We start from the raw sequence: 24,447 nt of genomic DNA on the forward strand, positions 1-24,447 counted from the left end.
ACACAAAAAAAAATTATTTATGATACCTAAGGTATTTAAAGAAGTTATCGAATTAGGAGACGGGAGAACCGTATCTATCGAAACTGGAAAATTAGCAAAACAAGCTCATGGTAGCGTTGTTGTGCAAATGGGAAAAGCTATGTTATTATGTACTGTAGTTTCTAACTACAAACAATCTGACGTAGACTTTTTACCATTAACGGTAGATTACCGTGAAAAATTTGCTGCTGCTGGTAAGTATCCTGGAGGTTTCTTTAAAAGAGAAGCTAGACCAAGTGACGACGAAATTTTAACAATGCGTTTAATTGACCGTGTTTTACGTCCTTTATTCCCTAAAGATTACCACGCAGAAACTCAGGTAATGATTCAATTAATGTCTCATGACCCAGAAGTTATGCCAGATGCATTAGCTGGATTAGGAGCATCTGCTGCTATTCAATTATCTGACATTCCTTTTGAAACTCCAATTTCTGAAGCTCGTGTAGCTAGAATTGATGGAGAATTTGTTATCAACCCTACTAGAGCACAATTGGCTGAATCTGACATCGATATGATGATTGGAGCTTCTGCAGATTCTGTTATGATGGTAGAAGGTGAAATGGATGAAATTTCTGAAGAGGAAATGGCAGATGCAATTAAGTTTGCTCACGAAGCTATTAAAGTACAATGTGCTGCTCAGGTAAAATTAGCAGAAGCATTTGGAAAGAAAGAAACTCGTGAATATGCTGAAGCTGAAGAAAACGAAGAATTAGCTGCTAAAATTCATTCATTAACATACGACAAATGTTACGCTATTGCATCTAAAGGTACTTCTAAAGTAGAAAGAACAGAAGCTTTTGCACAAGTAAAAGAAGAAGTAATTGCTGCTTTTACAGAAGAAGAATTAGAGGAATACGGAGACTTAGTTGGTAAATACTACAACAAAGCTCAAAAAGAAGCGGTTCGTGAATTAACGTTGGCAGAAGGTTTACGTTTAGACGGTCGTAAGACTACAGAAATTAGACCTATCTGGGGAGAAGTAGATTACTTACCATCTACTCATGGATCTTCTATCTTTACTCGTGGTGAAACGCAAGCATTAGCAACAGTAACTTTAGGTACTTCTAGAGATGCTAATATTATTGATTCTCCAACACATGAAGGTGAAGAGCGTTTTTACTTACACTATAACTTCCCTCCATTCTGTACTGGAGAAGCTAGACCTTTAAGAGGTACTTCTCGTAGAGAGGTTGGACACGGAAACTTAGCACAAAGAGCTTTAAAAGGAATGGTTCCTGCGGACTGTCCTTATACTGTACGTGTTGTTTCTGAAGTATTAGAATCTAACGGTTCTTCTTCTATGGCAACTGTTTGTGCAGGTACTATGGCAATGATGGATGCTGGGGTTCAAATTACAAAGCCAGTTTCTGGTATTGCAATGGGATTAATTTCTGATGGTGATCGTTACGCTGTATTGTCTGATATTTTAGGTGATGAAGATCACTTAGGAGATATGGACTTTAAAGTAACTGGTACTGCAGATGGTATTACTGCCTGTCAGATGGATATTAAAGTAAAAGGATTGTCTTACGAGATTTTAGTGAATGCATTAAAACAAGCTCGTGAAGGACGTTTACATATCTTAGGAAAAATTACAGAGGTAATTGAAACTCCTAATGCAGACGTTAAATCTCACTCTCCTAAAATGGTTACTAGAGTTATTCCTAACGACTATATTGGTGCATTAATTGGACCTGGAGGTAAAAACATTCAAGAATTGCAAAAGCAAACAGGATGTACTATTGTTATTAACGAAGACCCTGTTACAGAAGAAGGAATTGTTGAGATCTTAGGTACTGGTTCTGAAGGAATAGAAGCTGTATTAGCAAATATAGACGCTATGTTGTTTAAACCAGAAAAAGGTGAAACATACAAAGTAAAAGTAATTAAGTTGTTAGACTTTGGTGCTGTAGTAGAATACTTAGAAGCTCCAGGAAACGAAGTATTATTACACGTTAGTGAAATAGCTTGGGAACGTACAGAAAATGTTACTGATGTAATTAACATGGGTGATGAATTTGAAGTAAAATACTTTGGTACAGACCCTAAAACTCGTAAAGAGAAAGTTTCTAGAAAAGCTTTATTACCTAAGCCAGAAGGATACAAACCTAGACCACCAAGAGAAAACAACGATCGTGGTGGACGTGATAATAACAGAGGTAGAGACAATCGTAGAAACGATAATAGAAAACCTAGAGAAGAAAAGAAATCTGAATAGTATTTCTTTTACCAAAAAATTAAAGCCGATTAGAAATTCTAATCGGCTTTTTTATGCTGTATTTTTAAAGTTTTAAAACTTCGCTTTCTTTCTAATTTTTTTAGGAAATTTCTTAATTGTTTTGATTTTTACATCTTTTACAAAACACTCAGCTCCTTCTGATTGAATCTGAATTTTACCAGAATCTAAAATTGTACCATCTTTCTTTTTTGCATCCGTTAACGCTAAAACCACTGTACCATTTACTACATGTATAGCTTTATCCCCCAAAACATACAAATCAATTTTATTCCACGCTCCATGTTCCTTTTCCGCATCTATTGATCTTTTAGTGGTACCTACTTTTTCTTTTCCTTCTGGATCCCAATGATTGGTTTCATCATAGCGAACTTTAGCCTTTGCACCTGCTAAAGCATATAAATCTCCCATATCACCTTCTTGTATTTGTAACTCTAAACAACTCATCCACACCTTCCAAAAAGAACCATGATTACCAAAACAATGATACAATAATCCATTATCCCTTTTCTTATCTAATCTAGGTGCCCATTTTTTCTCTCCCCATTTTACCCATAAAGTCAAATGGTAATCTTTATAAGATTTTAAAGTTGTTAATCCTGCATAAATTTCACCTGAAATGTGAATTACCGGATTTCCTTTTTTATCCTTTTCTACTTTATAGATTCCCATCGGATCACCTAAACCTATAGGCTTTCCTTCTTTCATTACATTATTTACTCCTTTAACTCCATCTGGTAAATTTTTTACACTTTTATGAGGAACTCCTGTCCAAACTTCCCATTTACTTAAGTTTTCATCTAATAAATTTTCCCATTTCTGAGCGTTAGCACTCATACTAATTAAGCAGATCAAAAGGATTTTCCCAATAGTAACTTTCATTATCTTCGTTTTTATGACTTACTAAAATTAGGAGTTTCTAATTAATACCTGTTTAATTTTCATCAATGAAAAAAAGAAAACAACCTGGAACAAAAAAAGGGAATGCAAAATTAGAGTGCCCCCAAAATGTTAGACACAATTTGGGGGTATTTTTATGTCTAGAAAAGTAAAGTACACATTTGAATTTAAACGTAAATGTGTTTTGTTGTTTTTTAAAGAACATCAATCGGTTATTAGTATTTGTAAAGAATTAAAGCTTCATCATTCTATTGTTTACCGTTGGTGTCAGCAATATGAGAAAGATGGTCTACAAGGATTATTACCAAAACAAACAAAGCATTACTCTCCATCTTTTAAACTAAATGTATTACAGACTATAGATAGAGACAATCTCTCTATGGCTGAAGCTAGTTTAATTTTTAATATCGGAGGAGATTCTGTAATACATAATTGGAGGGTACGCTATAATTCTTTAGGTTTGGAGGGTCTACAAGATAAGCCTAAAGGTAGACCTATTGGTATGAAGACTAAACATACAAGAAGTAAATCTAAACCATTAACTAAAGAAGAAGAACTTTTAAAAGAGAATCAATCTTTAAAAGCAGAACTTGATTTGCTAAAAAAGTTACATGCCTTAGCTCAAACCAGAGAGAAAAAGCAATAGCCATAGATGGGTTAAGGCATAAACATGATTTATCACTATTGTTAAAGCATGCGAATATGGCTAGAAGTAGCTTTTATTATCATTTGCAAAAAAGTAGAGAGCCTGACAAATATGAACTTATTAAAAAGTTAATTACTAAGATTTATCATCAAAACAAAGGAAGATATGGTTATAGAAGGATCACCTTAGAGTTAAATAATCAAGGAATAATGATCAATCATAAGACAGTATTTAGACTAATGAAATCGATGAAGTTAAAGTCTCTAGTCAGAATAAAAAAATATCGTTCTTATAGAGGGAGTCAGGGAAAAATAGCTCCTAATATTCTCCAACGAAATTTTAAGGCATTAAAACCTAATCAAAAGTGGGCTACAGATATTACAGAATTTAAAGTTCTGGGTGAAAAACTATATTTATCACCAATTATAGACTTATATAACAGAGAAATTATAAGTTATCATATCTCTAGAAGCCCTAACTTCAAACAAATAACAACCATGCTTGACAAAGCTTTTAAAAAGCATAAGCTTAATAAAACCTTACTGCATTCTGACCAAGGGTGGCAATATCAAATGAAGAGATATCAGACTTTATTGAAAAAAAACAATATCATTCAAAGTATGTCTAGAAAAGGAAATTGTTTAGATAATGCTATTATTGAGAACTTCTTTGGAACTTTGAAATCAGAACTATTTTACCTTAAAAAATGGAACTCAATTAATCAACTGGAAAAGGAAATTAAAGAATATATTAGCTATTATAATGAGAAGAGAATCTCATCGATTTTAAATGGAATGAGCCCGATAAAGTATCGAGCTCAATTCTATAAGTAATTTTTAACCGTCCAACTTTTGGGGGCTAGTCCAAAATTGCATTCCCTTTTTTATATTAAAGCCTTTTAATTAAAGACTACTTTGCTTTATTCAACCAAACTCCCATGTTAACTTCTGCATCAATAATAGATTTTAATTCAGAAATCTTTACACGTTTTTGCTCCATGGTATCTCTATGACGAATGGTTACCATATTATCGTCTTTTGTTTCGTAGTCTACAGCAATACAGAAAGGTGTTCCGTTAGCATCCTGACGACGGTAACGTTTACCAATAGCATCTTTCTCATCGTACGCTACATTAAAGTCGAACTTTAAGTTGTCAAAAATCTCTTTTGCAATTTCTGGCAATCCATCTTTTTTAACCAACGGTAATATTGCCGCTTTGTTTGGAGCAACTACTGCCGGTAAACCTAAAACAGTTCTTGTACTTCCATCTTCTAAAGTTTCTTCTTTTAACGAATTAGAGAAAACAGCTAAGAATAACCTATCTAATCCTACAGAAGTTTCCACTACATACGGTGTATAACTTTCGTTAATTTCGTTATCAAAATACTGAATTTTCTTTCCAGAATGTTCTTGATGTGCCTTTAAATCGAAATCTGTACGAGAGTGAATACCTTCTAATTCTTTAAATCCAAAAGGGAATTTAAACTCGATATCTGCTGCTGCATCTGCATAGTGTGCTAATTTATCATGATCGTGAAAACGGTAGTTTTCCATTCCTAATCCTAACGATAAATGCCATTTTAAACGAGACTCTTTCCAAGTGTCATACCACTCTTTCTGAGTACCAGGACGTACAAAGAATTGCATTTCCATTTGTTCAAATTCACGCTGACGGAAAATAAACTGACGAGCAACAATTTCGTTACGGAAAGCTTTACCTGTTTGAGCAATTCCAAAAGGAATTTTCATTCTTCCTGTTTTTTGCACATTTAAGAAATTCACAAAAATACCTTGTGCTGTTTCTGGTCTTAAGTATAAATCTGTAGCATGTTCTGCAGAAGCCCCTAACTTTGTTCCAAACATTAAGTTAAACTGCTTTACATCTGTCCAGTTTTTAGAACCAGACAAAGGACAAGCAATACCCAACTCTTCTATCTGAGCTTTTACATCTACTAAATCTTCTGCCTCTAAAGACTTACCCATTCTTTCTAAAATGGCTTCTTTCTTAGCTCTGTATTCTAAAACTCTTGGGTTGGTGCTTAAAAATTGTTCTTTATCAAAAGAGTCACCAAAACGCTTTGCCGCTTTTTTAACTTCCTTTTCTACTTTATCTTCAAACTTTTCAGCAAAATCTTCAATTAAGACATCGGCTCTATATCTTTTCTTAGAGTCTTTATTATCTATTAAAGGATCGTTAAAAGCATCTACGTGACCAGAAGCTTTCCATGTTGTTGGATGCATAAAAATTGCAGCATCTAAACCAACAATATTATCGTTCATTTGAACCATTGCTTTCCACCAGTACTCACGTAAGTTCTTCTTTAATTCTACTCCGTTTTGTGCATAATCGTAAACTGCACTTAACCCATCATATATCTCACTAGACTGGAATACGTATCCGTACTCTTTAGCGTGAGATAATACCTTTTTAAATTGATCTTCTTGATTTGCCATGCCGCAAAAATATAAAAGCTTTTTCTAATATGTTATGTCTGTAATAAAAACTGTGAAATTAACTTAAAAAACTCCTAAAAAGCTATTTTTTAATTCAAAAGACTGACTTGCTAACAACCCGTCTACGCTGTAAAAATCTATTGTATAACTTCCTTTTTCTAAGGTTAAATTGTCTAATGAGATAATATCTGTAGTAAGCATGGTATTTCCATCCAAAACCAAGCGTGTTCCATCTGTAAACTTCATATTTACCCCATCGCAAACAAAGTCTCCATTTGCTCCTAAAACCAAACCATCAGGATTCTTTAAAACATAAAAAATATCACACTCTACATTTTTTAATGCTTTGTTGTTTAACACGTTGTATTTAACCTGAATTCCGTTTACTTTTTTACGCTTTTTAGTCACCTTAACTTCACCATCTTTCTTTTGTTGTACTGCAAACACCTGTACGTCTGCAATCTGTACTTTGGTCGCTTCAGAAAGTTTAAATTTTAGTTCCTTACTATTTAGTTTTTCTGTATTTAATTCCGATTTGGTTACCGCAATCTCTACCATTAAACTATCGTTTAACATTTTAATAGAATCCAGACTTCTAAACAACATTCTGTTATTAAGCTTTACTTGTAACAAGGTATTCTTAACCTCTTGTAATTCTTTAAAACTATTGGTTTCATTACTTGCAACCTTCTGTTTTAGCACCTCTATTTCATCTTTAGACTTTCTTAGTTTAGAACGAATTTCTAACAAACGATCGTTTGCTTCTATAAAATCTTTGGTAATGGCAATGTTTTGCTCCTGACTTGTATTTAAATCTTGAATTGCAATATCCAGCTCCGTTTGTAAGGTTTGTTTTTCCTTAAGAATATCTTCTTTAAATGCTTTATTCTCATCTCCTATTTTAGTGATGTAAAAAACCATCCCTCCAATAACAAGTAATAAAACTACTATTAATACTATTTTAGTGTTCTTCATATTTTTAAAGTTTAGTAGTATAGATTGCTGTTAAAAATATTGTTTATTTTTAACATAAAAGCTATGAATTATCTTAAAGATTTAAGAGACCTTTTTATGCCCAAAAGATGCCTACATTGTAAGGCTATTATCAACACTCATCAGCAATATTTATGTTTGGATTGCAATCAGGCTCTTGAATATTTTCAGTTTGATAATTTTAAGAACAATGCCATACACAAATTGTTCTGGGGTAGAATTACCATTAAAAGTGCTGCTTTTTTATACTACTACCATAAAGGTTCCCCTATTCAAACCTTACTTAAAGAACTAAAGTACCAAGGAGCTCAACTTTTTGGCCAAGATGCTGCTGTTTTATTTATAGAACAGTTAAAAGACAAAGCCTTTTTTAACTCTATCGACATTATTATACCTGTGCCTCTCCATATTAAAAAAGAACAAAAACGAGGTTACAATCAAATTGAGCTTTTTGGCACAACACTTGCCAACTCTTTTAATGTTCCGTTTGTAAAAGACGGTCTCATAAAAACAAACAACAATAAATCGCAGACCAAACAAAGCAAAGAAGAAAGATATAAAAGTGTTCAACAGTCTTTTAAAGTAAACAGAAAACATAATCTTGAGAATCGCCATATTTTATTGATTGACGATGTGATAACCACAGGAGCAACTTTAACCGCTTGTTGCAAAGCCATTCAAAAAGAATACTCCGTAAACATCTCTATCATTACCATTGCTTGCGTAGCCTGATTATCATAAAAAAACTGTTTCTTTGTAACCCAGTTATGATGAAAAAAATTCTAATAATAAGCCTTAGTATAATAGCCTTAAAACTGGCTAGTTGTGCTAGAATTGGAAGTCCCGATGGAGGACCTAAAGATAGTATTCCTCCTGTAATGGCCTTTGCAGAACCTTTAAACAAGACTACGCTGTTTAACAAAAAGAAAATAACCATTCTTTTTGATGAATACATTCGTTTTGACAATTTAAGTCAGCAATTGATAATTTCTCCTCCTATGGAGAAAAAACCAGAAATTAGACCATTGTCCGATGCTTCTAAAAAAATTACGATTGAATTTTTAGAGGAATTAAAACCAAACACAACCTACACCATTAATTTTGGGAACAGTATTGTAGACAATAACGAAAAAAATGAATTGGGTAGATTCTCGTACGTGTTTAGCACCGGAGAAATGTTAGATTCTTTAAGTGTTAATGGTCATATTTACGATCCATTAGTAGACAAAGATGTAGAAGAAATAAGTGTAATGGGATATAAAAATGCTCACGATACGCTTATAGGAAACTACACTCCAGACTACCTAACAAACACTTTAAAAACGAATTTTTACAGTCTTGAAAATTTATCAGAAGCAACATACAACCTAATTGCTTTAGAAGATTTAAATCATAATTACAAATACGACAAAGGGGTAGAAAGAATTGGTTTCTTAAACGATTCTATCTACTTAAATTCTAAAATAGATTCTATTAATTTTATACTATTTAAAGAAGACAAAGACCCTAAAATTTTTAGACCTAGTCAGGCTATTGGTAATCAAATTCTTTTGGGATATAACGGAGCTAAAACTCCAAAAATAAACTTAGAAGGAATACATGTAGATAGTTTCTTTGTTAGTAAAGAAGCAGAAAAAGACTCTTTATATATTTGGTTTAAAGAAATCCCAAAAGACACTGTTCATCTATATGTTGATTTAGATACGCTAAAAGAACATTTTAAGCTTATTCCTAGAAAATTAAAGAAAGATTCTATTTCTATTTCATCAAACATTAGTGGTTATTTACACCCTAGAGATTCGCTTACATTAACCACCAAGATACCTGTTGATTTTTACAACAAAGACAGTATTTTATTATTAGAAAACGATTCAATTCCAATAGATTTCAACATTCTAAATAAGCCCGAAAGCCATCAGTTAACTATTGACTTTAAGAGAAAACGCAAAACCAGCTATTCCTTAAAACTAAAAGAACAAGCTTTTACAGACTTCTTAGGATTTAATAGCCATCCTAAAAACATTACCTTTTCAATTCAGGATATTGAAGAATATGGAGAAATTATTTTACACATTAAGAATCCAAAAGAAATAAACTTAATCGTTGAACTGCTAAATTCTCAAAAGAATAAAATCACTAAAATGATTCACAGTTCTGGAAAAGTCTCTTTTAGAAATTTAGTTCCAGAAAAATATAAAGTTCGAATTGTTAAAGATGTAAACGACAACAAAGTGTTTGACAACGGTAATTTTGCAGAAAGAATTCAACCAGAAGAAGTATTTAACTTTAAAAAAGAGATTACTCTGAGAGCCAACTCTGAAATTAACGAGAACATTACGGTTGAGTAATAAACATACTTAGTTTTTAGACAAACACTGTCGCTATAAAAAATCCATTGGAATATATTTTCTATTCTAATGGATTTTTTGTTTTTTTAACAAAGATCATCAATATCTATTACGTAAGTAGACAACTCTATTTTACTTTGTTTAAAAACAGCTATGAAAATAAATAACTTGACAAAGACTATAACCTTGGTCTTATTCTTTTTTAGCTCCATAATATTTGCCCAAAAAAGAATATTCTCAGGAGTTTTAAAAGACAAGAATGGTTACCCTCTAATTGGAGCAACTATATCTGTAAAAGGGAAAAATAAACTAACTATTACCGACTTTGATGGTAATTACTCTATAGCATGTGAAGCTGGTGACATTTTAAAGATTGAGTATTTGGGTTACAAAAACAAATCCATTACCGTAACCGAAAAGATGCTAGAAGACAGTAAAGTAAACAGAACAAAACTTAAAAACAAAAAAGAGGAAGTAAAAGCAGGAAATACAAGCACCCAAACGATAACATCCAATGCTTTTTCTGAGATGTTTAACCCTCGAAAAAAAAATATTATTGGTGGTGAAAGCAATGCTACGCATAGCTATAAGAGTTACCCAAACACACATCGTTTAAAAAGGATAGAAATTGACTCTACTGAAATTAACCTGGTCCATTATGATTCTGACATACATTACAGTCTTGAGTACAACCGAACAGCATTTTTCAGATTTGTAACCAAACGAAATTTACCTGAACTTCAAAACACCTACACACAAGGTAGACCTATAGCAGGAACTTTATCCTACCAAGGACCTGATCAAAATGAAATGTTCTCTTTTGGCCCTACACTAGAAAGTCAAAATTTAACCAATCATAGAACTTCTATCTTCCAGAATAGCATAACTGCTGTTAACGATCTTAAGCTTTCTGTTTTCTCAAAAAAACACGATTTAAAAATTGACTATACGCACTTAAAACAACCTTCTATTTTTGAACAGGGAAAAAATATAAAAAACTTAATTAATACCAATTATAGTTACAAGACGGAAAAAAATAAATTCAGCTTTTTATTCTTCTATAAGAATTTGGAAAATACTCAGCCGAATATAAATGGTTTTAATAGTAATGTAATACGAAGTTCCTTTTCTACACCTACGTCGTTTAACAATCAAAAACTTAAAAGAGTAGAAAATAGTTTTAACCCTAATAGCTTTAACAATCCTTTGGGCTTATTGTATGAAAACAACAATTCATTTAAAAGCGATAATATATCATATTCGATAAAAGACGAGCTTTTACTTTTTGATGATGTTTTAAAAATTCGCCCGATTTTAAATTACCAAGAATCTGAAAAAAACCTCTCTTCTTATTTGCCCGTAAACACTGTTGGATTTGAACAAGGTTATACAAGTCACAAAGAGGTTCTCAAAAAAAATCTTTCTCCAGAATTACATATAAGAATAGGTAAAAACCGATATAGAGGTTTTAGCTATCTATTCTCTGGAGGATCTAATATTAGTAAAGCAAACTACAATTTTTTAGAATCTGATAGGATTCTTAACACTACAACATTCAACAATAGTAGAAACCTAGCTATAGAAAGAACAACATCTTGGTTTGCAAATAGAATTGATTATTCATTTGGTGGAGACATTGATGGAATTGTTTCATTGGCTAATCACTCTACTTTTTCATCTAAACAAGGGAATCAACTATTACAACCTACTATAAGAGCTAGAATGAACTTTGAATACCTTTTTAGCGAGTTTCTAGACTGGTTGTACATTGATGATTTTGTAAATCAGCTATCAATAGCAGGTGCATATTCATCTACCGTAGGAGAGGCACCCCTTCTTTACGAAAACACAAGTCATAGTAGTCTTTTATTCAACCCAATTGATAGTTATTCCTACACTGCAAATGACGAATTAGCAATTAATAATGATCTTCGTTTTGAAAAATACGAAAACTATCATTTTACTTTAGAAACTGGACTCTTTAGAAACAGAGTAACCCTAGAGTTAACCAAATCTTTTAAAAATGTAACGGGTAGTATTATTCCTTTCATTACTGATAGTGGATTTAAACTACAAAACATAGCAGACACTCGTACTGAATCATTCGATGCTGAATTGGTTTGGAGAAATATGAGCTACAGTAGAAAATTACGTCATAATTTAAAGCTTAGCTTCTCCAGTTATAAAATTAAAGTTGATAAATTATGGAATAACGAACAGAGCATTCCCATTGCTGGTTTTAAAAACGTATCTAAAAACTTAATAGAAGGTAAACCTGCTGGAGTTATAGTTGGAACGGCATACAAAAGAGATGAAAACAACAATATAATAATTGGTAATGACGGCTTCCCTTTAGTGGACGAGCAACTTAAAGTAATTGGAAACCCCAATCCTGATTTTAACATGAGTATTTCTAACACATTAAAATACAAAGGGTTTGACTTTAAAATTGTTTTGGATATTCAAAAAGGAGGTGATGTTTGGAATGGAACCCAACAAGCTTTAAATTACCTTGGCACTTCACAAGAAACCGCAAACCAGAGAGAACGAACCAACTATGTATTTAACGGAGTAACATCAAGTGGTAGTATTAATACTACTCCAGTAAACTTTGTAGATTTAAATGGAAACATAGAAAACAACCGATGGTCTAGATACGGATACACTGGCATTGACGAAGAAGCTATAGAAGATGGTAGTTATTTGAATTTAAAAACCATTGCTTTAGGATATAAACCAACCGAAAAGTTTATAAAAAAAACAGGCCTTGAATCCATTCATTTGAGTGTTTATGGTAACAACCTTTTAACTTTTACTAAATACAGAGGAGCTTCTCCATATACCAACTTATTTGATGCTGCCAAAGGAAGCGGCTTACAATTTTTCAACACACCTATGATTAGTGAAGTTGGGTGTAGAATTCATTTAAAATTCTAATCTCATGCAACAATTGTCATTCAAAAGAAAATTCTTAATCCTTCTGTTTCTAATTCTATCTTCTCTTAGGATAGCAGCTCAAAAGGCACACATAGAAAAAATATACGCTCACACAGATAGAACATTCTATTTCCCAGGGGAAACTATATGGTTTAAGGGATACATAACCAATCCACAAATTGAGTATTCTGATATAAGCAATGTACTACATGCCCATTTAATATCTCCAAAAGGAGATGTTATAGACGCTAAAAAATTCTCCATTAAGGATGGAGCTGCCTATGGAGATTTTCGTATTTCTGAAAGATGGTCAGGTGGTATGTATAAACTAAAACTCTTTACAAAATGGTCTAAAAACTATGGAGAACAAGCAGCTTATACCAAAGAAATTACCATTCAAAAAATTGTTAAACCCAACCTACTACTCAAATTAGAATTCGAAAAGAAAGCATACGGGGCAAAAGACCTTGTACAAGTAAACTTTAAAGTAGAAAATTTAAAAAATTATCCTTTAAAGCATAAGACAATCAATTACACCATTGCTATAAAAGGAAAAAAGTTTTTTACTAGCTCTTTTAAAACAGATGAGAATGGGAAATGTAAAATTACATTCCAATTACCCGAAACTTTAAACACGCAAGACGTAATCCTAAATGTATTGATTCCCTACAAAGGGACTAGTGAATCTATTTCTAGATCGGTACCAGTAATTTTAAACAATGTAAATCTGCAATTTTTGCCAGAAAGCGGAAATTTATTAGCAAATACAAACAACAAAGTTGCCTTTAAAGCAGTAAATGAACATGGAAAGCCTGCTGATATAAGCGGAGTTATTATCGACTCCAACAACCAAGAAGTTGGTACATTCAAAAGTTTTCATGACGGAATGGGAAGTTTTAGTTTAACACCCAAAACCGGAACAGAATACAAAGCCCTTATCCTAAAACCTTTTGTATCTAATACCCCTATCCACCTACCAATTCCCGAAAAAGAAGGCACAATTTTGTCTCTTATCAATTCTGATGATCAAACAACTACGATCAAAATTACTTCTAACTCAGAAAAAAGCATAGAATTAACAGTTAAAGATGTAGGAAAGATATTACACAAACAAAGTATTACTTTGGACAAAAGCGAAACATTTTTCAGTAAAGAAATCACTATCAACACACATAACTTTCCTCAAGGAATTACCAGTTTTACAATAACAGACTTGGAACAGAATCCGCTTGCGGAACGTCTGATTTATTTAAATCCAAACAAACAATTAAAGGTTAAAATAGACTTGGAAAATGATATTTTCAATATTCGAGAAAAGGTAAAAGTAAACATAAAAACGTTGAACGAAAACAACCAGCCTGTTCCAAGCAACTTATCCATTAGTGTAGCAGACAATCAGCTAATGTCAGTTGCAGACGACAAACAAGACCATATCATCTCTTCTTTATTAGTTTCTTCAGAGTTAAAAGGAAAGATTCACGAGCCTATTTTCTATTTCGACAAGACCAAAAAGAAAGCAACAAAAGCCCTTGACTACTTAATGCTAACACATGGATGGAGAAAATACATAAAACATCCTATTTACCATAAAGACAAAGCCAAACATAAAGCAGAAAATAAATCTATCATTAAAGGAATTGTAGTTAACGAGAAGAATGAACCCATAACCGCTCAGTTAATACTTGAGCTCTCATGGAATAAAGCTATTGTTTTTGATACCGAAGATGATGGAACCTTCCAGTTTGAAGTTCCCAACAACTATAATAGTAGCTATACATTACTAGCCCACAATAAAGATAACCTAAAACTAAAAATCCTCGATAATGTATCTTACATAAAAGATACGTTGGGAATTATTCGTAAAACCCTTATTGATTCTAAAGAAATACCTAGTTTCCAAAGCAAAGTTGTTTCCAATAAAAATGCGGCATTGGAACAAAAAAGAACAAGCAAACAAGAAGTGGAAGAAGAGCTAGATATTTCTGAAGAAACTTTAGCGAAAAAAGGAATTGCCAATGTTGTTAAACTTGATGAAGAATCCAGCAGTCTTGATGAGGTTGTAGTTATAGGCTATGGTACCGTTAAAAAAAGTGAGGTCACTGGTGCGGTTACCACAATTAGAGCCGATCAACTAATGTCTACACCTACAACAGATGTTGCAAGTGCTCTACAAGGTCAAATTGCAGGAGTAAATGTAATTTCATCATCAGGATCTCCTGGAGAAGAAGCAAATATTGTAATTCGTGGATTTAGCTCTTTAATGGATGGTAATAGTAGCCCATTGTTTGTTGTGGATGGAGTTCCTTTCGATTCAGACCCACAATTAAGTATTAACCAAATTGAAACTATAAATGTTTTAAAAGATGCTGCATCTGCTGCTATTTATGGAACAAGAGGAGCGAATGGGGTAATTTTAATAAGTACTAAAAATGGGTATAGACATCATAAAGGCCATACGTTATTTAAGAGAAAACTAAAATTCAACTTTGCAACTAGAAAATATAAAGGCATTCAGAAACATCGTTTTGATTATAGCAGTGTTTTTTATAGACCTATTTATCCAAAAGATTACTCGCCTTTAGAAAGAACAGATTTTAGAAATACTATATATTGGAACCCTATAGTGCAAACTGATGAAAACGGAGAAGCCAATTTAAATTTTTACAACTCCGAAGCCATTACATCTTTTAAAATTACTACAGAAGGAATAAGTGCAACTGGTCTGGTTGGTAGAGACGAAACATTCTATGCAACTAAAAAAATGGTAAATGTAGATTACAAGCTCCCTAATTATCTAAGCGTAGGAGATGAGGTTATTTTACCTGTAACCATTAGTAATGAATCTGACAAGGACATAAAAGGAAGTCTTTCTATTGCACTTCCAAAAGGATTTATTTTTGATGACAATCTTAAAGACTCTATCCTTGTAAAAGCCAATAGTTTTGTATTAAAAAACATAAAACTAAAACCAACACAAAGAATCCATAAGTCTTTTATTCAGGCTAGTTTTAAAACTAAAAAGTATCAAGATCGTAAAAGAAATACTATTGGTATATTGCGCACCTCATTCCCTAAAGAGGCTTCACTTTCTGGATATGAAAACAAAAAATTCAGTTTTAATTTAGAAAATGTGATTCCAGGAACCTTAGATGCCAATGCAAAAGTGAATGTAAATGTGGTATCCGACGTTACTGATGGTATAAAATCTATGATTCGTTACCCTTGGGGCTGCTTTGAACAAGTTTCCTCAGTTACTTACCCCAACATATTGGTTTTAAAATATTTACAAAAAACAAAACAAGCTAAAAAGCGTACCGAAAGAAAAGCTAGAATTTACATTCGAGAAGGCTACTCTAAATTAATGGCCTACAGAATTAAAGATCAAGGTTTTGATTGGTTTGGAAACGTTCCATATGCTAACGAAGGATTAACAGCCTATGGTTTAATGGAGCTAAACGATATGAAAGATGTTTACGACAAGGTAGACACAAGTACATTTAATTCTATCTTAAAGTGGTTACTTTCTAGAAGAGATGGTAAAGGAAACTTCTTACAAAACAAAGGAAAATATGGTTATTCCAGTACTACAAAAGCCACCTCTAATGCATACATTCTATATGCTTTTAGCGAAGTTGACCCTAAAATAAACTTAGTAAAAGAGTATGAACTAGCCTACAAAGAAGCACTTAAAAGTAAAGACACTTATAGAATGGTTTTGCTTGCTTTAGCAGCAGTAAACTATGGTGAAACTATTAAAGCAAATACACTTTACAAAGAAATTAAAACGAATATTAAAAAATTTGGTTTAAACAATTTACCTGCGGAATCAACGATAACTCGTTCTTACAATCGCTCTAAAAATATTGAAACCAATTCACTGATATTATTGTACTTACAAAAAACAAAACATTCGGATTTTGTATTAGAAAAAAGAATTCTTAACCATATTCTTAGCAAAAGATATTATTCTGGTTTTGGGAACACACAAGCCACTTCTTTAGCCCTAAAGGCACTATTAGAATATGCTATAAAGAATCCTAAAAAAGAAGATTTATCCAATGATATTTTTAATCTATCTATTAATGATAGTATTAAGAGTAAAGCATTAAGCAGCAAAACTGGAAGTCGCATCTACTTAGATAGCATCACCAAATACTTTACACATGGAACTCAAAAAATAAAAGCTAATTTTTCTAATCACAACAATCCATTCCCTTATCAAATAAATGTAAGATGGAATACTACAATCCCAGATTCAAGCCCTTCTTGCTTGGTAAATATAAATACTGATATAGACAAAAAACAGGAGTACCATGTAGGAGATAATCTACGAATGAACATTACTGTAAAAAACAAAACAACTAAAGGAGTACCTATGACAACTGCTCTTATTGGAATTCCGTCGGGACTAACTCCTCAACCTTGGCAGTTAAAAGAAATAGTAGAGACAAAAAAAGTAGCTTACTATGAAATCTTTGAAAATTATCTGGTGTTTTATTGGCGAGAAATAGGACCTAAAGAACAAAAAGTTATCAGTCTAGATTTAAAAGCTGATTTCGCTGGGAAATATACTGCTCCCCCAAGCTCTGTTTACTTGTATTACGATAGTGACCACAAAAAATGGATTAAAGGAAATGATGTAGAAATATTAGAATAAACAAAAAAACCGAGCAAATTTGCTCGGTTTTTTTGTTTGTGATTACAATTACACCAACTTTCTTAAGGCTAAAATTACTCCTAAGTGAATTCCCTCGTGGAAGGAATTAAAGTCAATTGCTTTTTCTACTGAGTCTAAGGTTACGTTTACACTGGTAGTATATTCAGTGTACTTTGTAAAGATTCCTTTAGTATAATCTTCTTGTAATTGATCTCCAAAACCAACAAAAATGGCTTTTATTTCCTCCCACTCTTCTTGCGTTACTACTGTATCTTCTGGAGCAGTTCCTTTTCTATATTTGTTTACTACTTCTTCTGAAATAGGCAATTCTAAACCAGACAATTTATAGCATAGTAAGTATGGTGTTACCGCTAAATGCGCAACATTCCAAGCAATGTTATTTTTAAAACCTGCAGGAATTTTATTGATTTGCTCTAATGAATACCCCTCAATTACTTTTAATAGTAAGGCTCTTCCTTTTTTTAATACGTCTATTTGATTTTCAATCCCCATGACTTGTTTTTTTATACTTTTGGAATCGTAAAGATAGAAAGACCCATCACTTATGAAAAAAATATATCACTTAAAAACCTGCGATACTTGCAAACGAATTTTAGGACAAATTAATTTAGAAGGATTTGAACAACAAGAAATAAAAAGCACCCCTGTAACCGAGGAGCAATTGGCAGAAATGTACGCTTTTACAAACTCGTACGAAGCACTGTTTAACAAACGAGCTCGTTTGTACAAAGAAAAAGGACTAAAAGACAAGAACTTAAGCGAAGAAGATTACAAAGGCTATATTCTGTCTGAATATACTTTCTTAAAGAGACCTGTAGCTATTGTAGAAGATGAAATTTTTGTTGGAAATAGCAAAAAGGTAGTGGAAGCCTTGGTTGCTAAAACACTATAAAGAAAAAGGTCTCGAAAATTCGAGACCTTTTTTTATTATTTCTTGTTATACAACATTGGATTTAATTCCTCGTCGTTGTACATTTTCATTTGCTTGTACACTTTCATGTATTTATCTCCATTTTCTATATCTGCAATTAAATCGTCTATAGCAGTAGATAAATCTACACGTTGTTCTAATAGAATGTCTAACTTTTTTTGACAAGCAGCTTTATGACTTTCTGAAGCAGACTCTCTGTTTACCTCCTCTGCCATATGATAAATTTTTAATGCCAAAATAGACAACCTATCTATTGCCCAAGCAGGACTTTCAGAGTTAATTTTTGCACCATCTTTAGGTTGAACATCCGCGTATTTCTGTAAAAAATAACTATCTACATACTCTACCATGTCTGTTCTGTCCTGATTAGAAGCATCAATCCTTCTCTTTAAAGCCAAAGCTTCAATCGGATCAATCTCTGGCAAACGGATAATATCTTCGTAATGCCATTGTACCGTATCAATCCAACATTTTCTATACAGCAAGTACTCTAAAGTACCTGTCTCATAACTATTTTCAAACGGTTGGTCTACATCATCTATTACGTGATATTTTGCAATCACAGCATCAAATATTTTATTAAAATCTTGTGCTTTCATCATTAATTAAATTTTCTTTCTATTAACAAAAGAAGTCTTTCTTCATATACTTCTTTTCCGCTCCAATTATACTCCTTTTTTATCATTTTTAAGAAAGATAAAGCTTCTTTTTCATTTTCCATGGTATTTAACTGAGAAACAACACGGTTAAAGTCCTCCTGACTTCCTTCGAACAAGTGTTTTACAAAAGCAATACGATCATTTAAACCAATCTGTAAACTCTTTTGCTGCATGGCCATATCGTTAATAGACTTTTTAGGAGTAATTCGCTGGGCATTTTCAAATAAATCAGTAGTCATATCTAAAGACACTGTAGTACCTAACTCCTTTTCTAGGGAAGCCTGTAAATTCAATTCCTTATTAGCAACTACATTCTCTTTAACAAGCTCTTTTTCTACAACTAAAGGCTCTGAATCTTCTACAAATTCTTCTGTTTGCTCAATTACTGCTTTGGGCTGCTCCTCTTTTGTAGCTATAGGAGTAAAAGCGTTAGACAACGCTTCTAAATCTTTAGGTGTTTCCTCTATAATTTCTTGCGGAGCCTCCTTTTTAGCTTCTACAAACTCCTCTACCTCATCCTGTTCTGCTACTACATCGGGTTCTTTAGTAATAACATTTTCGACAGGAATATTCGTGTTAAAAGTTTCATCAATCAATTCTTCTACAGACTTGGTGTTCTGTGGAGTTTCTTTTACAAATGTATCTATGTAAGCTAATACAGAAAGTTTTTGATATAAATTCCTGGCTGTATCCGTTAACGCCTGAATATCATCTCCTTTGTCCATTTTTAGAATCTTATGAGCTAAGCTCATTAATTCAGCCTCTAATTTTTTCTGCATAAATAGTTTGATAATTTAGGTAGAGCGTAAGATTTTTATTTGATAAATTTGTGCTACTCTACTCTTTCCATTAAGTCCGGAAACGAGTTAACTAACGTAGATAAAAGTACAAAATGTTTCTTGAAAACAATTTAAATAAAGAACAATTTGGGTGGATTGAAGTAATATGCGGATCCATGTTCTCTGGTAAAACAGAGGAATTAATTAGACGATTAAAACGAGCCCAAATAGCAAAACAACGAATAGAAATTTTTAAACCTACCATTGATACTAGGTACGATGATGATGATGTGGTCTCTCACGACCAAAACAACATTCGTTCTACCCCGGTTCCGGCAGCAGCAAATATTAGACTATTGGCCAACGATGTAGATGTTGTAGGAATTGATGAAGCTCAGTTCTTTGATGATGAAATTGTAAATGTTTGTAACGATTTAGCCAACAAAGGAATTCGTGTAATTGTTGCTGGTTTAGATATGGATTTTAAAGGAAATCCTTTTGGTCCGATGCCACATTTAATGGCAACCGCAGAATATGTAACCAAAGTACACGCAATTTGTACCAAAACAGGGCAACTGGCTCATTATAGTCACAGAAAAACTACAGATGCAAAACAAGTAATGCTTGGAGAAAACGAAGCCTACGAACCTTTAAGTAGGGCTGCTTTTTACAAAGCTACTTTGAAACAAAAAGCAGATGAAAAATAAGCATGTAACACAGTTGGAGATTGACCTAACTGCTTTAAAACAAAATTACCATTACCTAAAAAACAAAACACAACCAGGAACCAAAACCTTGGCTGTGGTAAAAGCTTTTGCTTATGGTTTAGAAGCAGAAACTATTGCTCAAGAACTAGAGAAAGAAGGTATTAATTATTTTGGGGTTGCTTATGCCGATGAAGGTATAAGGCTTAGAGCAACAGGAATTAAAACTCCTATTTTAGTTTTACATGCACAACCCATAAATTACACTACAATTGTTGCGCACAATTTAGAGCCGAACTTGTATTCTTTACACACTCTTAAAACATTCTTAGCTTTTGCTAAAGAGGAAAACTTACAAGCGTATCCAGTTCATTTAAAATTCAACTCAGGGTTAAATCGCCTAGGGATAGATGAAAACGAAGTTGCAAAAGCTATTGAATTATTAAAAGACAATTCTACGGTAAGAGTCACTTCTGTATTTTCTCATATTGCAGCAAGTGAAGATTTGAACGAAAGGGAATTTACGGAGAACCAGATTCACAAATTCAACAGCATTGTTACGCAACTACGCTCAAAACTAAAACACCACTTCGTGGTGCATATGAGTAATACATCAGGGGTGATTAATTATCCAGATGCGCATTTTGACATGGTTCGTTTGGGAATTGGTTTGTACGGGTTTGGAAACGATAAAAAAGAAACCAAACAACTAAAAAACGTAGCGACACTAAAATCGGTTATTTCCCAGATTAGAACTATTCAACCCGGTGAAAGTGTAAGTTACAACCGAGCCTTTATTTCTGAAAAAGAAGAACGCATTGCCATTATCCCTATTGGGCATGCGGATGGTTTTTCTAGACCATTAGGTTGTGGAAGCGGATACGTTACCATTAACGGACAAAAAGCCCCCACTTCTGGAAATGTGTGTATGGATATGATTTTGGTAAACGTAACTAACATTGAATGCCAAGAAGGTGATGAAGTTGTAATCTTTGACAACCAAGAAACGGTAGAGGAATTTGCTACCATATGTAATACCATTTCTTACGAGATATTAACAGCTATTTCTCAGCGAGTGAGGAGGAGTTTTAAGTAAATAAAAAAGCCTCCTCAAATTTTAAGAAGGCTATATCTAAAAAATACAACTACGTTTTTACTTTTTAAAGTGGTAGTACGTTGTTGATTCATCCCAGTCATCATATTCACTAAAAACAAGTTTGCTTCTTGAAACTGATTCAACTTGTAATTCCCCTGCAGAAAGCTCTCCATCTACTTCTTTAAAATCCGTGTATATTGTTTCTTCTCCTTCTCTTGTATCCTCACCGTGTGTGGCAACCAAGACTAAGTTTTTATTAATATCATCATAAGCCCAATTACCTATAGTCTTATATTTTCCATTGCTCTCATACTCTACAACTCCACTTTCGCAATGATTAAAATCTTTATATTTTGATTCACTGTATATCTGATAAGTTCCGTCAGATTTAATTTTAAATTCAAGTTTATAAAACGTACTACAATCTGTATAACAGTCACTATAGGCATCACAATATTCTTTACCAATCACCTGAACATTTCCATCATCATGTAAAAATTTATCCATTTTCCAGTTCCCTACCAAAGAACTATTTCCTCCCCAAGCTTCAACCACCACACATACTGTTTGTGGAGCGGAAATATTTCCTTGATCATCATAAATACAAATATCAAAACAAAAAGTTCCTGGTTCTAAATCATTTGGAAACTCAAATTCTAACTCGGCCTCTTGAACAATTTCAGCACTTGTAGTACTAGTTGTTGGAGTTTTAGAAATTCTAGCTTTTATTTCTTCTCTGTGAAATTTAATATCATTTTTTAAAACCTCAGTAAAGCTACTAGTTCTTGTAGCTCTTGAAGAGGAATATGAATACACATTAACATCATAATACTCATCACTCCCTTGAATTTGGACATAAGCCCCATCAATATCTGTTGGTGACTTCACTTCTAACGAAAAACCTACATTTTGAACTGCAGAAACCTTACTAGGTAAATCTAACATTGAAATTTGCTCATTCGGAACTGGAGGATTTCCCATAACTACTTGAGCTCTATCAATAGAAATCTCTGTAGAAGTAACAATAATTTCTTTGCTTTCCTGAGCGTTGGTACCAATACCATCACCTCCACCACAAGAATTAAACAACGCAATGGTAAAAATTGCGAGAAACACTTTTTTAATATAATTCATAACTTTTTTATAATATCTACAAACATAAGTATTTAGAGATTCCAAATCATAATACTTTAGTACCAAAACTTCAATATCATATAACCAAAATGATTATTGCACATTGCAAAGCGAAAATGTAAATTTGTCCCTTTAAAATTCAATTAATTAAAATGTACAGAAGTCATACTAACGGAGAGTTAAGAATTGAGAATGCAGGTCAAGAGGTAACTTTGGCTGGATGGGTTCAAAAATCAAGAGATAAAGGATTCATGATTTGGGTAGATTTACGCGATCGCTATGGAATTACTCAATTGATTTTTGATGAAGAGAGAACGGAAGCTTCTGTGATTGAAAAAGCGAAAACTTTAGGACGTGAATTTGTAATTCAGGTGAAGGGAACTGTGATTGAGCGTGAAGCAAAAAACAAAAATATTCCTACTGGAGAAATAGAATTACTAGTAAGCGAGCTTGAAATATTAAATGAGGCGAACTTACCACCATTTACTATTGAAGATGAAACAGATGGAGGTGAAGACATCCGTATGAAATACCGTTACTTAGACATTCGTAGAAATCCGGTTAAAAACAACTTGATTTTCCGTCATAAAGTAACACAAGAGGTAAGAAACTACTTGTCTAACCAAGATTTTATAGAGGTAGAAACTCCTTATTTAATTAAATCTACTCCAGAAGGTGCTCGTGACTTTATTGTTCCATCGAGAATGAACCAAGGAGAATTTTACGCTTTACCACAATCGCCACAAACTTTTAAACAGTTGTTAATGGTAGGTGGAATGGATAAATATTTCCAGATTGTAAAGTGTTTCCGTGATGAAGATTTACGTGCAGACCGTCAGCCAGAATTTACGCAGATTGACTGTGAATTGGCATTTATAGAGCAAGAAGATATTTTAGGAATTTTTGAAGGAATGACTCGTCATTTATTAAAGAAAGTAAACAATGTAACCATTGGAGATTTCCCAAGAATGACCTATGAACATGCCATGAAAACCTATGGTAATGATAAACCAGACATTCGTTTTGGAATGGAGTTTGGTGAGTTAAACGCTGTTGCACAACATAAAGAATTCAAGGTATTCAATTCGGCTGAATTGGTAGTTGGAATTGCAGTACCAGGAGGAGCAAGTTATACTCGTAAAGAAATTGATAAGTTAATTGACTGGGTAAAACGTCCACAGGTGGGTGCTTTAGGAATGGTCTATGTTAAGTGTAACGAAGACGGTTCTTATAAATCTTCTGTAGATAAATTCTACGATCCAAAAGATTTAGCTGCATGGGCAGAAGCTACAGGTGCTAAACCAGGAGATTTAATTTGTGTATTATCAGGACCAGCAAACAAAACAAGAGCGCAATTATCTGCCTTACGTATGGAACTAGCAGAGCGTTTGGGGTTAAGAAAAGCAGATGAATTTGCTCCTTTGTGGGTAATTGATTTCCCATTATTAGAGTGGGATGAAGAGACTGAAAGATACCACGCAATGCACCACCCGTTTACAAGTCCAAAACCAGAAGATATGCCTTTACTAGACACAGATCCTGGAAAAGTAAGAGCTAACGCATATGACTTGGTGTTAAACGGAAACGAAATTGGAGGTGGATCTATTAGAATTCACGACAAAGAAGTACAAGCTTTAATGTTTAAGCATTTAGGGTTTAGTGAGGAAGAAGCAAAAGAACAGTTTGGTTTCTTAATGGATGCTTTTGAATACGGAGCACCGCCACATGGAGGATTGGCTTTTGGATTGGATAGATTGGTTTCTATTTTAGGAGGTCAAGAAACAATTCGTGATTTTATTGCCTTCCCTAAAAACAACTCGGGTAGAGATGTTATGATTAATGCACCAGCTGCTGTTGCAGAGGAAGTTTTATCTGAAGTGAATATAAACATTAGCATTCCGCAAGAATAATTT

18 protein-coding genes are annotated in these 24,447 nt (G+C 33.2%); 11 read left to right on the forward strand and 7 right to left on the reverse strand.

Annotated features, from left to right (window positions below):
* The first annotated feature begins 19 nt into the window (after positions 1 to 19).
* Complete coding sequence (locus tag ACXHHC_RS09970) at positions 20 to 2,257, forward strand: polyribonucleotide nucleotidyltransferase (protein WP_458226227.1); 2,238 nt, start codon at positions 20 to 22, stop codon at positions 2,255 to 2,257.
* 72 nt (positions 2,258 to 2,329) lie between these two features.
* On the opposite strand, the gene ACXHHC_RS09975 is transcribed toward ACXHHC_RS09970, so the two are convergent.
* Positions 2,330 to 3,157: a 3-keto-disaccharide hydrolase gene (locus ACXHHC_RS09975; RefSeq protein WP_458226228.1), complete on the reverse strand. Its 828-nt coding sequence runs from the start codon at positions 3,155 to 3,157 to the stop codon at positions 2,330 to 2,332.
* A 154-nt stretch (positions 3,158 to 3,311) separates the two neighbouring features.
* On the opposite strand from ACXHHC_RS09975, the gene ACXHHC_RS09980 reads away from it, so the two are divergent.
* Positions 3,312 to 3,821 carry a transposase gene (locus tag ACXHHC_RS09980; RefSeq protein ID WP_458226229.1) on the forward strand — a complete coding sequence of 170 codons (510 nt, stop codon included), beginning with the start codon at positions 3,312 to 3,314 and terminating at the stop codon, positions 3,819 to 3,821.
* A 2-nt stretch (positions 3,822 to 3,823) separates the two neighbouring features.
* Positions 3,824 to 4,654 carry an IS3 family transposase gene (locus ACXHHC_RS09985; RefSeq protein WP_458229246.1) on the forward strand — a complete coding sequence of 277 codons (831 nt, stop codon included), beginning with the start codon at positions 3,824 to 3,826 and terminating at the stop codon, positions 4,652 to 4,654.
* 76 nt (positions 4,655 to 4,730) lie between these two features.
* On the opposite strand, the gene ACXHHC_RS09990 is transcribed toward ACXHHC_RS09985, so the two are convergent.
* Positions 4,731 to 6,275 carry a glycine--tRNA ligase gene (locus ACXHHC_RS09990; RefSeq protein WP_458226230.1) on the reverse strand — a complete coding sequence of 515 codons (1,545 nt, stop codon included), beginning with the start codon at positions 6,273 to 6,275 and terminating at the stop codon, positions 4,731 to 4,733.
* Positions 6,276 to 6,338: 63 nt separating this feature from the next.
* Positions 6,339 to 7,250 carry a hypothetical protein gene (locus tag ACXHHC_RS09995; protein WP_458226231.1) on the reverse strand — a complete coding sequence of 304 codons (912 nt, stop codon included), beginning with the start codon at positions 7,248 to 7,250 and terminating at the stop codon, positions 6,339 to 6,341.
* Positions 7,251 to 7,313: 63 nt separating this feature from the next.
* On the opposite strand from ACXHHC_RS09995, the gene ACXHHC_RS10000 reads away from it, so the two are divergent.
* The 4 genes from ACXHHC_RS10000 (at position 7,314) to ACXHHC_RS10015 (ending at position 17,210) form a co-directional block, all read left to right on the forward strand.
* The gene (locus ACXHHC_RS10000; RefSeq protein WP_458226232.1) at positions 7,314 to 8,000 is read left to right on the forward strand and encodes a ComF family protein; all 687 of its coding nucleotides are present in this window, start codon (positions 7,314 to 7,316) and stop codon (positions 7,998 to 8,000) included.
* A gap of 38 nt (positions 8,001 to 8,038) precedes the next feature.
* Positions 8,039 to 9,616 (forward strand): Ig-like domain-containing protein, encoded by a 1,578-nt coding sequence (locus tag ACXHHC_RS10005; RefSeq protein WP_458226233.1) that lies wholly within the window; start codon positions 8,039 to 8,041, stop codon positions 9,614 to 9,616.
* Positions 9,617 to 9,769: 153 nt separating this feature from the next.
* Complete coding sequence (locus ACXHHC_RS10010; RefSeq protein WP_458226234.1) at positions 9,770 to 12,553, forward strand: carboxypeptidase-like regulatory domain-containing protein; 2,784 nt, start codon at positions 9,770 to 9,772, stop codon at positions 12,551 to 12,553.
* 4 nt (positions 12,554 to 12,557) lie between these two features.
* Positions 12,558 to 17,210, forward strand: coding sequence for a TonB-dependent receptor plug domain-containing protein (locus ACXHHC_RS10015; protein ID WP_458226235.1), 4,653 nt, complete (start codon positions 12,558 to 12,560; stop codon positions 17,208 to 17,210).
* Positions 17,211 to 17,258: 48 nt separating this feature from the next.
* Here ACXHHC_RS10015 and ACXHHC_RS10020 read toward each other — a convergent pair whose 3' ends face one another.
* Positions 17,259 to 17,723: a DinB family protein gene (locus ACXHHC_RS10020; protein WP_458226236.1), complete on the reverse strand. Its 465-nt coding sequence runs from the start codon at positions 17,721 to 17,723 to the stop codon at positions 17,259 to 17,261.
* Between the two features lie 52 nt (positions 17,724 to 17,775).
* Here ACXHHC_RS10020 and ACXHHC_RS10025 point away from each other — a divergent pair, with 52 nt between their 5' ends.
* Positions 17,776 to 18,123, forward strand: coding sequence for an arsenate reductase family protein (locus tag ACXHHC_RS10025; protein WP_458226237.1), 348 nt, complete (start codon positions 17,776 to 17,778; stop codon positions 18,121 to 18,123).
* A gap of 35 nt (positions 18,124 to 18,158) precedes the next feature.
* Here the strand turns inward: ACXHHC_RS10025 and ACXHHC_RS10030 are convergent, their stop codons facing one another.
* Positions 18,159 to 18,761, reverse strand: coding sequence for a DUF4254 domain-containing protein (locus ACXHHC_RS10030; RefSeq protein WP_458229247.1), 603 nt, complete (start codon positions 18,759 to 18,761; stop codon positions 18,159 to 18,161).
* A 2-nt stretch (positions 18,762 to 18,763) separates the two neighbouring features.
* A complete protein-coding gene (locus ACXHHC_RS10035) occupies positions 18,764 to 19,600 on the reverse strand; it encodes a hypothetical protein (RefSeq protein ID WP_458226238.1) in 837 nt (278 codons plus the stop codon).
* A gap of 113 nt (positions 19,601 to 19,713) precedes the next feature.
* Between ACXHHC_RS10035 and ACXHHC_RS10040 the strand changes: the two genes are divergently transcribed.
* On the forward strand, positions 19,714 to 20,307 hold the full coding sequence (locus ACXHHC_RS10040; protein ID WP_458226239.1) for a thymidine kinase: 594 nt from the start codon (positions 19,714 to 19,716) through the stop codon (positions 20,305 to 20,307).
* Positions 20,297 to 21,400: an alanine racemase gene (alr, locus tag ACXHHC_RS10045; RefSeq protein ID WP_458226240.1), complete on the forward strand. Its 1,104-nt coding sequence runs from the start codon at positions 20,297 to 20,299 to the stop codon at positions 21,398 to 21,400. The genes ACXHHC_RS10040 and alr overlap by 11 nt, the downstream gene beginning before the upstream one ends.
* Positions 21,401 to 21,457: 57 nt before the next feature.
* Here the strand turns inward: alr and ACXHHC_RS10050 are convergent, their stop codons facing one another.
* Positions 21,458 to 22,534, reverse strand: coding sequence for a hypothetical protein (locus ACXHHC_RS10050; RefSeq protein WP_458226241.1), 1,077 nt, complete (start codon positions 22,532 to 22,534; stop codon positions 21,458 to 21,460).
* Positions 22,535 to 22,686: 152 nt separating this feature from the next.
* Here ACXHHC_RS10050 and aspS point away from each other — a divergent pair, with 152 nt between their 5' ends.
* Positions 22,687 to 24,444: an aspartate--tRNA ligase gene (aspS, locus tag ACXHHC_RS10055; protein ID WP_458226242.1), complete on the forward strand. Its 1,758-nt coding sequence runs from the start codon at positions 22,687 to 22,689 to the stop codon at positions 24,442 to 24,444.
* The last annotated feature ends 3 nt before the right edge of the window (positions 24,445 to 24,447 follow it).

This window comes from Wenyingzhuangia sp. IMCC45574 (assembly GCF_054182685.1).